13 protein-coding genes are annotated in these 13,445 nt (G+C 69.0%); 8 read left to right on the top strand and 5 right to left on the bottom strand.

Annotated elements, in window-relative coordinates; translation table 11 throughout:
• Window positions 1-37 precede the first annotated feature (37 nt).
• Window positions 38-2,071 carry a primosomal protein N' gene (locus tag OG555_RS31780; protein WP_329476228.1) on the top strand — a complete coding sequence of 678 codons (2,034 nt, stop codon included), beginning with the start codon at window positions 38-40 and terminating at the stop codon, window positions 2,069-2,071.
• Between the two features lie 66 nt (window positions 2,072-2,137).
• On the opposite strand, the gene OG555_RS31785 is transcribed toward OG555_RS31780, so the two are convergent.
• Both OG555_RS31785 and OG555_RS31790 read right to left on the bottom strand, forming a co-directional pair.
• Complete coding sequence (locus OG555_RS31785; RefSeq protein ID WP_329476229.1) at window positions 2,138-2,380, bottom strand: hypothetical protein; 243 nt, start codon at window positions 2,378-2,380, stop codon at window positions 2,138-2,140.
• 170 nt (window positions 2,381-2,550) lie between these two features.
• The gene (locus OG555_RS31790) at window positions 2,551-3,711 is read right to left on the bottom strand and encodes an FAD-dependent monooxygenase (protein ID WP_329476230.1); all 1,161 of its coding nucleotides are present in this window, start codon (window positions 3,709-3,711) and stop codon (window positions 2,551-2,553) included.
• Window positions 3,712-3,818: 107 nt separating this feature from the next.
• On the opposite strand from OG555_RS31790, the gene OG555_RS31795 reads away from it, so the two are divergent.
• Window positions 3,819-4,418, top strand: a complete 600-nt coding sequence (locus OG555_RS31795; protein WP_329476231.1) for a TetR/AcrR family transcriptional regulator — start codon at window positions 3,819-3,821, stop codon at window positions 4,416-4,418.
• A 20-nt stretch (window positions 4,419-4,438) separates the two neighbouring features.
• Here the strand turns inward: OG555_RS31795 and OG555_RS31800 are convergent, their stop codons facing one another.
• On the bottom strand, window positions 4,439-5,428 hold the full coding sequence (locus OG555_RS31800; RefSeq protein ID WP_329476232.1) for an ArsR/SmtB family transcription factor: 990 nt from the start codon (window positions 5,426-5,428) through the stop codon (window positions 4,439-4,441).
• Between the two features lie 72 nt (window positions 5,429-5,500).
• On the opposite strand from OG555_RS31800, the gene OG555_RS31805 reads away from it, so the two are divergent.
• Genes OG555_RS31805 through OG555_RS31815 form a run of 3 tightly spaced genes read left to right on the top strand, consistent with a single transcriptional unit; the run spans window position 5,501 to window position 7,936 of the window.
• A complete protein-coding gene (locus OG555_RS31805; RefSeq protein ID WP_329476233.1) occupies window positions 5,501-6,715 on the top strand; it encodes an MDR family MFS transporter in 1,215 nt (404 codons plus the stop codon).
• Between the two features lie 47 nt (window positions 6,716-6,762).
• Window positions 6,763-7,380, top strand: a complete 618-nt coding sequence (locus tag OG555_RS31810) for an HAD family hydrolase (protein WP_329476234.1) — start codon at window positions 6,763-6,765, stop codon at window positions 7,378-7,380.
• Between the two features lie 13 nt (window positions 7,381-7,393).
• The gene (locus tag OG555_RS31815; protein ID WP_329476235.1) at window positions 7,394-7,936 is read left to right on the top strand and encodes a DUF1707 SHOCT-like domain-containing protein; all 543 of its coding nucleotides are present in this window, start codon (window positions 7,394-7,396) and stop codon (window positions 7,934-7,936) included.
• A gap of 9 nt (window positions 7,937-7,945) precedes the next feature.
• Here the strand turns inward: OG555_RS31815 and OG555_RS31820 are convergent, their stop codons facing one another.
• Together OG555_RS31820 and OG555_RS31825 are read right to left on the bottom strand one after the other, a co-directional pair.
• Window positions 7,946-9,076 (bottom strand): hypothetical protein, encoded by a 1,131-nt coding sequence (locus OG555_RS31820; RefSeq protein ID WP_329476236.1) that lies wholly within the window; start codon window positions 9,074-9,076, stop codon window positions 7,946-7,948.
• Window positions 9,076-10,374, bottom strand: coding sequence for a hypothetical protein (locus OG555_RS31825; protein WP_329476237.1), 1,299 nt, complete (start codon window positions 10,372-10,374; stop codon window positions 9,076-9,078). The genes OG555_RS31820 and OG555_RS31825 overlap by 1 nt, the downstream gene beginning before the upstream one ends.
• A gap of 195 nt (window positions 10,375-10,569) precedes the next feature.
• Between OG555_RS31825 and def the strand changes: the two genes are divergently transcribed.
• The 3 genes from def to OG555_RS31840 are packed head-to-tail and all read left to right on the top strand — an operon-like array spanning window position 10,570 to window position 13,429.
• Window positions 10,570-11,118, top strand: a complete 549-nt coding sequence (gene def / locus OG555_RS31830; protein WP_329476238.1) for a peptide deformylase — start codon at window positions 10,570-10,572, stop codon at window positions 11,116-11,118.
• Complete coding sequence (gene fmt, locus OG555_RS31835; RefSeq protein ID WP_329476239.1) at window positions 11,115-12,047, top strand: methionyl-tRNA formyltransferase; 933 nt, start codon at window positions 11,115-11,117, stop codon at window positions 12,045-12,047. The genes def and fmt overlap by 4 nt, the downstream gene beginning before the upstream one ends.
• A complete protein-coding gene (locus OG555_RS31840) occupies window positions 12,044-13,429 on the top strand; it encodes an RsmB/NOP family class I SAM-dependent RNA methyltransferase (RefSeq protein WP_329476240.1) in 1,386 nt (461 codons plus the stop codon). The genes fmt and OG555_RS31840 overlap by 4 nt, the downstream gene beginning before the upstream one ends.
• The last annotated feature ends 16 nt before the right edge of the window (window positions 13,430-13,445 follow it).

Genomic DNA, 13,445 nt, shown 5'->3' on the forward strand with positions numbered 1-13,445 from the left:
CACCCGCACTGTCGTCCCACCGGACTAGCATTCCCCAGTGACATCGAACGGGGACTCACCGGAGCAGCTGACGCTGTTGCGGGACACCGTTCGCAAGTCCCGGACCAAGGAGCCGGCCGGGATCACGTCGTCGCTCCCGGTGGCCCGGATCGCGGTCGACGTCTCGTTGCCACATCTCGACCGGCCGTTCGACTACCTCGTTCCCGAGGATCTGGCCGCGGCCGCTCAACCCGGCGCGCGCGTGAAGGTCCGCTTCGCCGGCAAGGACCTCGACGGCTTCGTCCTGGAGCGCCTCGAATCGTCCGACCACGACGGCAAGCTGGCCCGGATCCGCAAGGTCGTCTCGCCCGAGCAGGTGCTGACGCCGGAGATCGCCGACCTCTGCCGCGCGGTCGCCGACCGGTATGCCGGAGTGTTCGCGGACGTCACCCGGTTGGCCGTCCCGCCCCGGCACGCGAAGGTCGAGGGTGAGCCGCTGCGCTGCAACCAGCCCGCGCCCCCGCCGCTGTCCACCTCGCGTTCCGAGTGGTCGGCGTACCCGACCGGCTTCCTCGACGCGATCGCCCGGTCGGAATCACCGCGGGCGATCTGGACCGCCGTACCAGGGGCCGATTGGGCGCTCGCGTTCGCGCAGGCGGCGGCGGTGTGTGCGGCGTCCGGTCGGGGCGCGTTGCTGCTCGTGCCGGATGCGCGTGACCTCGAGCGGTTGGCAGCGGCCTGTACGACGGTGCTCGGGGAGGCGGGGTTCGTCACCCTGTCCGCGGACCTCGGGCCGACGGCTCGCTACCGGGCATTCCTCGCGGCGCTGCGCGGGTGTGCGCGGGTGGTGATCGGGACGCGGGCGGCCGCGTTCGCGCCGGTGGCGGAGCTCGGGCTGGTCGCGTTGTGGGACGACGGCGACGACTCGTACGCCGAGCCGCGGGCGCCGTACCCGCATGCGCGGGAAGTCTTGCTGCTCAGGGCTTTCCGGCAGAAGTGTGCGGTGCTGCTCGGTGGGTTCGCGCGTACGGCGGAATCCGCCGCGCTGGTGGAGTCGGGGTACGCCAACGAGCTGATCGCGGATCGGGCGGTGATCCGGACAGCCGCTCCGGCGGTGCACATCGCGGGGGAGTCGGACACGGACCTGGCCCGCGATCCGGCGGCTCGGGCGGCGCGGTTGCCACATCGCGCTTTCGAGATCGCCCGCGAAGGGCTGCGGTCGGGGCCGGTGCTGGTGCAGGTGCCGCGGGCCGGGTATCTGCCGAGCCTGGTGTGTCAGACCTGCCGGGCCCCTTCGCGGTGCGCGACGTGCGGTGGGGCGCTGCGTCGTACAGGTGGATCCGGGCCGGCGAGTTGCAGCGTGTGCGGTCGACCGGCGACGGACCATCGCTGCCCGGAGTGCGGCGACACCCGGATGCGCGCCGCGGTCGTCGGAGCTCGTCGTACGGCGGAGGAGTTGGGCCGCGCGTTTCCCGGCGTGGTCGTGCGTACGTCGGGGGGCGACAACGTGCTCGACGTCGTGTCGGACAGCCCGGCGTTGATCGTCAGCACCCCCGGAGCCGAGCCGGTCGCGGACGGCGGCTACAGCGCGGCGCTGCTGCTCGACACGTGGCTGATGCTCGCTCGTCCTGATCTGCGTGCGCCGGAGGAGGCAGTACGACGCTGGTTCAACGCGGCAGCGCTGGTCCGCCCGGCCCGCGACGGCGGAACCGTGATCCTGGTTGGCGAGCCCTCCGCGCTTCCGCTGCAGGCGGTGGTCCGCTGGAGCCCGGAGGGCTTTGCCTCGCGCGAGGTCGAGGACCGCCGGGCTGCCCGCCTCGCCCCGGCCGGCAAACTCGCCGAGCTGACCGGCTCGTCCGAGGCCGTGGCCGACCTGATCGCTCGCGTTCGCGAGTTGATCCCGGCCAACGCTGGGCTGGAAGTCCTGGGGCCGGTCGATGTTGACGAAGAGACCGTCAGGGCTGTTGTCAGGATTCCGCGGCCGGCCGGCTCGACCCTGGCTCGCGCGCTGAAGGAGGCGCAATCCGCCCGCAGCGCGAAGAAGAGCCCAGGCTCGGTCCGGGTGCAGGTGGACCCACCGAGCTTCGGCTAGTCAGGCGGTGGGAGCCAGCTGAGTGGACGCGGTCAGCAGCTGGTTGCCGAGCGAGGTCCGGTCGGATCATTGTGGACGGCTACGCAGCGACGTCGTGGCTTTTGCTCGCCGCGAGAATTTAGTGGTGATTCCAAGAGGCTGATAATCAGCGATCAGAAACCCACCAAGCGTCAGCCACGCGGTCACGTCGAATGCGATCGTCACCCGGTAAAGCACCGGCTTGCGGCCTGCCGCTATGAGTTCGAGATAGGTCGCTGGCAAGGAACTGGTCGTACCGAACGGAAGGATGAGGGTGATGAACAAGACCATGAGAGCCAGGTAGGCAAGTCCTGTCAACGGTGCCCAACGCGATAGAAAACTGTGCCAATTCACGTCGCTTGCGCCGTCTGACAAGGTGGTGCGAACTCGGTCTCGATGTGCTGGTGTTTGCACTGTTCTGATCTCCTGGTCGCGTGTCGTGATGTGCGTGCACCACGCGCTCAGGTGGGCCGAAGGCGGCGGCGCAGCGATCCGGCGGCGGTCATGACGGGGAAGAACAGGCGGGTTGCCATGTTCCGGGCCGCGATTCCCTTTCGGGTGGCTGGGACGATCAGGGCGGCGGCTGAGGCGAAGCCCCGCTGCTTGGAGTCCACGAGGGTACGGTGCCGGGTTTCGTATCGGCGAAAAGCGGTTGCCGGGTCGGTACGGTTGGCGGCCAGTTCCTCGGCGAGGGTGTGGGCGCCCGCTATCGCGAGGGTGGAGCCGTCTCCGAACAGCGACATGCATGAGGCGGCGTCGCCGAGTACCGTGATGCGTCCATTCGACCATTGGGGCAGGCGGACTTGGCTGACGGAGTCGAAGTAGATGTCGTCGGCGGCTTGTACGCGTTCCAGGAGTTCGGGTATCCGCCAGGAACCGTCCCTGAAGATGGTCGTCACCAGCTGTTTGTGTTGCTCGGTGTCGCGATGGTCGAAGTTGGGCAGCGCCGGGCTGCGGAACATGAAGGCGGCGACAGCGTGGCCGCGCGAGGGGTGGACAGAGACCACCCGGCCGGGGGTGTTGTACAGGGTCACTTCCCGGTCGTTGTCGACTGAGCCGTCGATCGGCAGTGTCGCGACATAGATTCCCATGTGGTGAACGAAGTCGTTCTCGGGGCCGAACGTCAGTCGGCGGACCGCCGAGTGCAGCCCGTCGGCTCCGATCACCAGGTCGAAGCGGCGGGGTTCGGCGCGGTCGAAGGTGACGTTTACTCCGTCCTTGTCCTGGCTGAGGGCGACGATGGCGTCGTCCCACAAGAATTCGGCGCTGTCGCGGCTTGCCTCGAGCAGAATCGAGGCAAGCTCTGCGCGTGGCACTTCCGGTTCGCGATCTCCAGCTGACATCTGAAAGGCCTGCAGGTTGATCCGCCCGACGCGGCGACCGGTGGCATTGACGAAACTCATGTGCGTCACAGCGGAGTCGGCCGCGCGCAGGCGTGGCATGAGGCCCATCCGCTGTGCCACCTCCATCGCCGGCCCCTTGACGTCCACCGGATTTCCGCTGGAGCGAAGCCCCGTCGCGCGTTCGACCACGGTGGGACGAAACCCGTGCCGCGCCAGCCAATACGCCAGCGTGGATCCGGCGATGCCGGCTCCGGAGATCAGCACCGTTTGGTCTCTCATGCTCTCCTCGCTATCTGGACGAATTTCGTCCGGTTACGGCACGCTACACTATCCGGAGGAAATTCGTCCAGTTGACTGTGGGAGCTCCGATGTCGAAAGAGCTGGGGTTGCGCGCCGACGCCCAGCGCAACAGGGACCAGATCGTCGCTGCGGCCCAGATCCACTTCCGGGAATCCGGGTTCGACGTGCCGATGGAGGAGATCGCCCGGGGTGCCGGCGTCGGCGTAGGCACGCTCTATCGCCGTTTCCCTGATCGAGATTCGTTGATCTGGGCGACGGCTCAGGCGGTCTTGCGCGACTTGGCGGACATGGCGGAAACCGCCTGGCGCGAAGAGCCCGACGCCTGGGCCGCGCTCTGTCGGTTCCTGCGTGGCTGTGCCGAGCGACGGCTGGGCGCGCTGGCATCGGCGATTGAACCCCGCCTGCATGCCTCGATCCAGTCCGATCCCGAGCTGCGCAGTTCACGGCAGACGGTGAGTGACCTCGTCGAGCGGATGACGGCGGCGGCCAAAGCGGACGGAGCGATGCGTCCCGACGTCAGCCCAGCAGAGGTGGGCCTCCTGATGACCGTTCGGATCTACACGCCGTCGGACATGTCCGACGACCAAGCCATGCGCCGTGTTGTCGACATCGTGCTGGACGGATTACGAACCGGACGAGAGCCGGACCCGCGCAAAGCCACCCAGGCTCGGTCCGGGTGCAGGTAGACCCACCGAGCTTCGGCTGGTCAGGCGGTGGAAGCGAGGGGAGTGGACGCGGTCAGCAGCTGGTTGCCGAGCGAGGTGCGGTAGTAGAGCACGGCCCGGCCATCCCTCCGCGAGTCGACCACACCGGCGTTGCGCAGGATGCTCAGATGCACGCTCAACGTCGGTGCGGACACCCCGAGTTGATGCGCCAGGTGCGTCGTCGACATCGGCAGATCCAGATGACTCACGATCGCGGCCCGCGTTCGCCCGACCAGGTCCGCGAGCGGCGACTCGGTCGCGTCCTGCCGGTCCTCCCACAGCCGCCCCAGGCCACGCGGCGGATACGTGATGGTCGGCACGTGCGGTGCCTCGGACACCGGGAGCGCGGCAGGCCAGGTGAACACGCACGGCACCAGCAACACCCCCTGGCCGGCCAGCGGTTCACCGTCGCACGCGAACGGGCGATCGATCTCGATCCGATCGCCACTGAACCGCACCGACGGATGCAGGTTGCGGAACAGCCGCTCGATCCCACCGCTGGCCAACTCGTCCAGCCGGAACGCCAGATCCTCCTGGAGCAGTGCGCGCATCCGGCGCCAGTCCGGCTCGAGCGCGCGCTGCCAATAGGTCTCCAGTGCCGACGTGATCAGGTCGAGGGCCTTGGCCGGATTGTCGATCAGGTCCGGCAGGAGAGGGTGCGGGTTGTGCCGGTGCAGCCTGCCGATCTCGTTCACGACCAGGTCGTGCGGCGTTGCCGCGATCGCGGCGAGACCGGATTCCAGGCTGGTCGAGCGCCGCGGCGGGGCCGGCGTGATGAAGTCCGGGATGTAGCCGAAGGACGGGATGAGGGCCTTCAGCAACGTCAGGTCCGGGCCCTCGATGATCGGCCGGACCTTCTGCAGCCACGGGCCGTGCACGCTGCGCGCGGTGTTGTTGCTGAGCGCCCGCACACTGGTGACGGCCTCCCATACGGGCGACAGTGCGAACCGGATCCGCCCGACGTCCTCCGCGTTCAGCCTGATCGTGATCACGGGACCAGTCTAGCTGATTAGTTCTGTGCCTAATCGTCGACACCGGCCGGGTGGGCCACGAGAGTTGTGCGCATGACGACTGCCGCTGCTGTCGAAGCCCCCGCTCCGACTGCTCTGCCCAGGGCCTTCTGGGCGCTGTGGGTGTGCCAACTGGTCAACCGGCTCGGCAGCTTCGTGCAGCCGTTCCTGGTCCTCTACCTCACTCACGACCGTCACCTCTCCGCCGGTACGGCGGGTGCCGTGGCGGCCGCGGTCGGTGCCGGGACCGTGGCCGCGCAGCTCGCCGGCGGCTGGCTGGCCGACCGGGTCGGTCGCCGGCTGACCATGCTGATCTGCTTCTTCGGCACTGCGGCGGCGCTGATCCTGCTCGGCTCGGCCCGAGCGATGGTGATGATCTGGGTGGCCGCGTTCCTGGTCGGTCTGCTCGGTGACCTGTTCCGGCCGGCGGTGCAGGCGACGGTGGCCGACATGCTCCAGCCGGGCGAACGGGTCCGTGCGTACGGGCTGCTGTTCTGGGCGATCAACCTCGGATTCTCGGTCTCGACCGTGAGTGCGGGGGTGCTGGCGTCGATCGGCTACGGCCTGCTGTTCTGGCTGAACGCCGGTACGTCGGTGATCGCCGGCGTGGTGATCTGGGCGATGGTGCCGGAGAGCCGCCCGGTGCTGGACGAGGACGCGCCTCGTCGTCCGCTGCTGGCGGTGGCTCTGCACGACACCGTGTTCCTGCTGATGATCCTGATCCAGATCGGGTACGCGACGATCTACTTCCAGGGGTACTCGACGCTGCCGCTGGCGATGGCGGCCGACGGTCTGCCGTCGCAGACCTACGGACTGGTGATCGCGCTCAACGGTGTCGTGATCGTGCTGATCCAGCCGTTCCTCGGCAAATGGCTGGTGAAGATGGACCGGCCGAAGCTGCTGTCCGCGTCGATGCTGGTGGTCGGTCTCGGGTTCGGGCTCGGCGCGGTCGTGCACAGCTGGTGGGGCTACGGTCTGTCGGTCGTGGTGTGGACGATCGGCGAGATCGGGTTCGCCGCCGTGATCGGCGCGGTGTTCGCCGATCTCGCTCCGGTTGACCTGCGCGGGCGCTACATGGGCCTGTCCGGGATGGCCTTCGGCGTCGGCACGGTGATCGGGCCGCTGGCCGGGACCAACGCTCTCGAGCATCTCGGCCCGACCGTGACCTGGATCGGCTGTGCCCTGCTCGGCGTGGTGATCTTCATCGGGCAGTACTCGCTGGCTCCCGCGCTGCACGCCCGGGCCGCGGCGAACGCGGCGACCGTTTGAGCTGAGTCGTCCGGCCCCGTCACATCCGGTCTCGTAGGGTTGCAGACATGACTGAGCGGACGATCGACGTGGTGGTGTTCGACATCGGCGGGGTGCTGCTGGACTGGAGCCCGACCTACCTGTACGCCGACCTGATTCCCGACGAGCAGGCGCGGACACATTTCCTGACCAACGTGACCACCCCGGCCTGGAACCACAAGCAGGACGAGGGTCGCCCCTGGGCCGAGGCGATCGAGGAGCTCACCAGCCTGCATCCCGAGCACTCCGAGTGGATCGAGGCCTACGACACGGGCTGGCTGAAGATGGTCAAGGGCGTGTTCGAGGACACTGCGGCAGTTCTCACCGACCTGCGGGCTCTCGGCATCCCGACGTACGCGCTGACCAACTTCTCCGGCGAGAAGTGGGAGGTCGCGAAGGACGCGTTCCCGATCCTCACCCACTTCGACGGCGAGGTCGTCTCGGGCGTGGAGCAGACCGTCAAGCCGGACGAGAAGATCTACCGCATCCTGATCGATCGCTACGGTCTCGACCCCGCGCGCACCTTCTATACCGACGACATGCAGTACAACGTGGACGGCGCCCGTACGGTCGGCCTCGACGCCGAACTCTTCTCAGGCGCCACCGAACTCCGCACGCAGCTCCGCAGCCGCGGCCTCTCCGTGTAGCTACAGTGGAACGGTGAGCATCCGGCCCGAAGACCGCTCGTCCCTGGTCAGGGATACCGACCGGGACACGGCCGTCCGACGCGTGCAGGAGGCCTACACCGAGGGGTACATCTCGTACGAGGAGATGGACCGGCGCCTCCACCAGGTGCTCACCGCCACGACCCGCCACGAGATCGCGTCGGCGCTGGCCTCGCTGCCGGCGGAGGACCCTGGCACCACGTCCACGATCTCCGCGGCTGCCGGCCGGATCCAGCGGCGTGGCGAGTGGCGGGTGCCCAGAACCCTCAAGGTTCAGTCCGCCTTCGGCCGGGTGCAGCTGGACTTGTCCCGGGCGGTCTTCGAGCACCGGGTCGTCGACCTCGAACTGCACCTCGGCACCGGCGGCGCCAAGATCACGGTGCCACGCGACGCGATCGTCGATCTCGAAGGTCTGCGCACCGGCTGGAAGGACTCGCACTACACGCCGCGGCGGCAGCCGCGCCCGGGCGGGCCGACGATCCGGATCTCCGGGATCATGGGGTTCGGACGGTTGAGGATCCGCCACGCGCGGCGCTGAGAGCTGTCGTCAGGCGACGGCTGCCGCGATGGTTTCCGTGTACGCCGGTGAGTTCGAGAGGTACGCCGCCTCGACGTACACCGTGCCGTCCTGGCAGGTGAGGGGAGTGAGCACGGCACCGGCCGGACTGGTGTAGATGCGCTGGGGTTGGGCGAGGTCGGGGCGCCACCGGTTGATCTGATAGGCCTCGGTGCCGGCGGTGACGGTGCGCGTCTCCCAGAGGATCCAGTTGCCGCAGGCAAGAATCGTGTCGGTGACGACGGTGCCGAGGGAACGGGCGGGGGAGTCGCCGGTCGGGCGGACGTACGCCTTGCTCTGGTACTGGTCCGGGTCGGACGCGGCGACCTCCGACCAGACGGTCGCGCCGCGCAGCGAGGCACCGCTCCACTGGATGCAGTTGGTTGCCGCTGGCACCGGTTGGGCGGACCCGGCGGTGAGCGATGCGGTGAGGAGGCGCTTGCAGCGGCGCGCGGTCTCGGGGGCGGTGATCTCGCTGAAGGTGACGGTGTCGGCCGACACGACCGGATCGGCGATGTAGCCGGGGGCGGCGACGCAGGTGACGGTGCGCGACTTGAGGGTCGCCAGGTCGGCGACGATCAGGCACGAGCGGTTCTTCGTGTCGGTGGAGGAGTAGGCGAAGGTGCCGTCGTACGCACCGATCTCGGGCTCGGAGATCTGGGGGAGTCCGGTCGGGCCGGCCGGGCGGCCGGTGGTGAGGTCGTAGCGGAAGAGTTTGATCTGCGGGTCGGGTCCGTCGGAGCGGATGTCCTCGATGAGCGCCCAGTGATCGTCGATCACGACGGGGGACTGCGCGACGAACCCGGTCGCGGGGGTGTGCCGGACCACGACCTTCTTGGTGGTCCGGTCAGCGACCGTTGTCGTGCCGGCTTCGTCGCTGCCGCGGGTGACGACGTACTTGCGCTGCTGGGTGACGAGATGCTGCCCGTCCACCGGTTGCCGTAGCACCTTCGCCCAGGCCAGGATCGCCGTACCGGAATCGGTCGGCGGCGCCGGGGTCGACGGCCTGCCCATCGGTGTGGTGGCCGGCGAGCTGGTGGGGCCCGCCTCCCTCGACGGCGACGAGCAGCCGGCCAGGAGCAGGACGAAGAGGGTGCCTACGGCAACGGTGGTACGGCGCATCAGAGCCCGATGTTCTGGAAGGAGTTGGCCAGGGTGGCGTTGAAGAGGGCACTCGCCGGGACGTTCTTCGGGCCGTCGGTCACGTTGCCGCGGCTGTTGGAGCGGCGTTCGTTGAACACCTCGTAGATGCCGATCGTGCCCTTGGCCCGGTCGTAGCCGCGGCCGACCTGGTAGTGGCCGCTGTGGTTGAAGGCGAGGTACGGGAAGTACCGCTTCAGCAGTTGCACGTGCTCGATCACCGGCGCCTTGTAGACGCCAAGGTGCTGCTGGTGGACGGTGAAGAAGGTCTGCGCGTTCCAGTGCGACACGCTCTGCACGATGTAGGCGCCGGCCGGCTTGTCCCAGTCGGTCTTCAGGTTGGTCTGCTGGACCATCGCGGAGATCGCCGTCCCGGACGTGGTCGAGCCGAGATCCTTGGCCCACGACGCCTGGGTGTCCTTCTGGTTGTCGTCCGCCCAGTCGATCGACTGGAACGTGGCCGGACCACACCAGTACCCCTTCTCCTGCGAGGTCTGGAACCCCTTCATGATGTACGCCGAAGCCGGCAGCTTCACCGGCGCCGCCGGCGGATTCACCGGCGGGGGCACCGGCGTCGGCGTCTCCTGGGTGGGCGTAGTCCGCGTCGGCGTAACCGGAGGCAGAGTAGGCGGCGTAGCAGTCGGCGTCGGCCCAACCGGAGTCGGCTGAGGCGTCGCCGGACTGACCGGAGTCGGCTGAGCGGTCGACGGCTCCCCGCTCTCCGTAGGTGCAGCGGACTCGGCGAGCAGGCGCAGTTCACCTGCCTTGGCCCGTCCGTCCCACGCCGTCTGCATCTCGTCCAGTTCGGCGTTCACGCGGGTGCTCTTCGGCATGGCCGCACGTTCCGCCACGAAGGCGGCAGGCGTGAGATCGCCCGTGGGGATGTCCTGCTCGACCGCCACCTCGCCGTCGGTATGCCGCTCCGGCGGGCTGAGCGTCGCCCGCAGTTGAGCCCCGGTCGGGATCTGGTCGACGAACCCGAGCCCAAGACAGTAGTTCTCGGTCTCGAGCTTGAAGCACCGCATCATCGATGCGGCCTGCGCGGACGTGTCCGCCGACCGCACCTGCAGATCACCCGGCGACGTCTCGGTCACCTGCGCCACCACCTCGCTCCACGACCGCGCCGCCGGCTGCTCAAGCACCGGCTCGCTGGGGGCGGTTGTGAGGGCCTCGGTAGGACTCGGGACAGGCTCGGCCGGAGGAGCCACGCCGGCCGGCTCAGGATCGCGGGGCTGATAGGCGGTGGCTGTGAGGGGTGCCTGTGCAAGCAGTGCACCCATGAGGATCAGAGTTGCCCCCCGTGCTGCTGTGGGCATTGGGTCTCCCGTTGGGCGTGTGACGGCAGTGACTGTAGGTACGCCTGAGACCACAGTACGTGCTTATGGCAACAATGTGGAGGGCCCTGCCCCCTGGGCCTCCGCCCGCGGCCAACTAGACTTAGCCGGTCCTGGTCCGTGGAATGCTGTGGAGAGTCTGTGTCGGTCCAACCCATCCGCCTGTTCGGCGACCCCGTCCTGACCACGAAGGCCGAGCCGGTCGTCGATTTCGACGCCGAGCTGCGCCGTTTGGTCGCGGACCTCACCGACACCATGCAGGCCGCACCCGGCTCCGGCCTGGCCGCGCCGCAGATCGGGGTCGGGCTGCGCGTGTTCACGTACCACGTGGAGGGCGAGCTCGGGCACCTGATCAACCCGGAGCTGACGCTCTCGGCCGACGAGCAGTTCGGCCCGGAGGGCTGCCTCTCGATCCCCGGCCTGACGTTCGACTGCCGCCGGGCGCTCTCGGTGATCGCCAAGGGTTTCAACATGTACGGCGACCCGATCGTGATCGAGGGCTCCGAGCTCCTGGCCCGCGCCATCCAGCACGAGACCGACCACCTCGACGGCATCCTGTTCGTCGACCGGCTCGACACCGACACCCGCAAGCAGGCGATGAAGGCGATCCGCGAGGCCGACTGGTCCGGCCTGTCCGGCCCCCCGCAGATCAGGGTCTCGCCACACCCGACGAACGGATTCGGCCTGTGAGAGTCGTCTTTGCCGGTACGCCGGAGCCCGCCGTCACTGCCCTCAAGGCGATCGTTGCCAGCCGCCACGAACTCGTCGGCGTGGTCACGCGTCCGGACGCCCCGGCGGGCCGTGGCCGCAAGCTGGTCGCCTCGCCGGTCGCGCAGTACGCCGAGGAGCTCGGTGGGATCGAGATCCTCAAGCCGGTGAAGCCGAGGGACCCCGACTTCCTGGCGCGGCTGGCCGAGATCGCGCCGGACTGCTGTCCGGTGGTCGCGTACGGCGGCCTGTTGCCGCAGGCGGCCCTGGACATCCCGCGGCACGGCTGGATCAACCTGCACTTCTCGGTGCTGCCCGCCTGGCGTGGCGCCGCGCCGGTGCAGCACTCGATCATCGCCGGGGACGACGTGACCGGGGCCAGCACGTTCCAGATCGTGAAGGCGCTCGACGCCGGTCCGGTGTACGGCGTACTCACCGAGCCGATCGGTCCTTCGGACACCTCGGGTGACCTGCTGAACCGGCTCGCGGTGTCCGGCGCGAAGCTCCTGGTCGACACGCTGGACGGGGTCGAGGCCGGCGTACTGGAGGCTCGCGAGCAACCGGCCGACGGCGTGACGCTGGCGCCGAAGATCACCGTCGAGGACGCCGAGCTGGATCTGGCCGCGCCGGCGCAGCGGGTGGATCGGCTGGTGCGTGGGTGCAACCCGGCGCCGGGGGCGTGGACGATGTTCCGGGGCGAGCGCTTGAAGGTTCTCGCCGTACGGCTGACCGACGAGGAGCTGAAGCCTGGTGAGCTTCAGGCGACCAAGTCGAGCGTGAAGGCCGGCACCGGGAGCAAGGCGGTAGAGCTGGTGACGGTTCAGCCGCAGGGCAAGAAGCCGATGGCCGCCGCCGACTGGGCTCGCGGTGTCCGCCTCACCGATGAGGACCGCTTGGGACCGTCCGCGTGAGCAGCGACCGGTCGCCGCGCAATCGGACGCCGCAGCGCCGCCCGGACCGGGTGCGCCGGGTCGCGTACCAGGTCATCCGGCAGGTGAACGGCGAGGCCGGCTACGCGAACCTCGTCCTCAACAAGGCTCTGCGTGAGTCGCGCCTCGGCGGTCGCGACGCCGCGTTCTGCACCGAGCTGGTGCACGGGACGCTCCGCTGGCAAGGCACGTACGACGCCTTCCTCGCGCGCAGCGTGTCCCGCCCACTCGAGGATCTCGACCCCGAACTCCTCGACCTCCTCCGGCTCGGCAGCCACCAGCTCCTCCGGATGCGCGTCGACTCGTACGCTGCCGTCTCGGAGATGGTCACGCTCACCCGGGCCGAGATCGGCCAGAAACGCAGCGGTCTGGTCAACGCCGTCCTCCGCAAGATCAGCCAACGCACTCTCGACCAGTGGATCGCCGCGGTGGCGCCGCCGGCCGCCGAGGATGCCTACGGCTACCTGGCGATCGCCAAAGCGCACCCTCGCTGGGTGATCGAGGCCTTCGCCCAGGCACTGGGTGACGGCAGTGGGCTGGAGCGGTTGCTTGAGGCGGACAACGAGCCGCCTCGGGTGACGCTGGTGGCCCGGCCGGGGCTGGCCGAGGTGGATGAGTTGGTCGCCGCTGGGGCCACTGCGGGGAAGTGGTCGCCGTATGCGGCCGTGCTGCAGGGTGGTGGCGATCCCGGGCGGATCGACGCGGTTGCCACCGGTCGGGCCGGCGTGCAGGACGAAGGATCGCAGCTCGTCGCGCTCGCCCTGGCCGCGGCTCCGATCGAAGAATCGGACAGCAAGTGGTTGGACCTCTGCGCGGGACCAGGCGGCAAGTCGGCGCTGCTCGCAGCGCTCGTGCAACAACGTGACGGCCAACTGACCGCGGTCGAGCCACTCAAGCATCGGGCCGAGCTGGTCCGGGCGAACCTGCGGGCGATTCCCGGAGAACACAAGGTTCTCGTCGGTGACGGGACCAAGCCGACGTGGCCGGCCGGATCTTTCGACCGCGTGCTGGCCGATGTGCCGTGCACCGGCCTGGGAGCGCTCCGGCGTCGCCCGGAAGCCCGCTGGCGCCGTACGCCGGACGACGTGAAGGAACTGCGGCCACTCCAGGAAGACCTCCTGGACTCGGCGATCACCTCGGCGCGTCCCGGCGGCGTGGTCGCGTACGTCACCTGCTCACCGCACCTCGACGAGACCCGCGCCGTGGTCGACGCCGTACTGCGCGAACGGGACGACGCGACCCTCGAGGACGCGCGACTGCTGTTCCCCGGCGTACCGGACCTCGGCGACGGTCCCGACGTGCAGTTGTGGCCGCATCTCCACGGCACCGATGCGATGTACCTGGCACTGATCCGCCGGTCATAGGGTGGACCGGTGTCAG

The sequence above is a fragment of the Kribbella sp. NBC_01484 genome, assembly GCF_036227145.1.
Lineage (GTDB): Bacteria > Actinomycetota > Actinomycetes > Propionibacteriales > Kribbellaceae > Kribbella.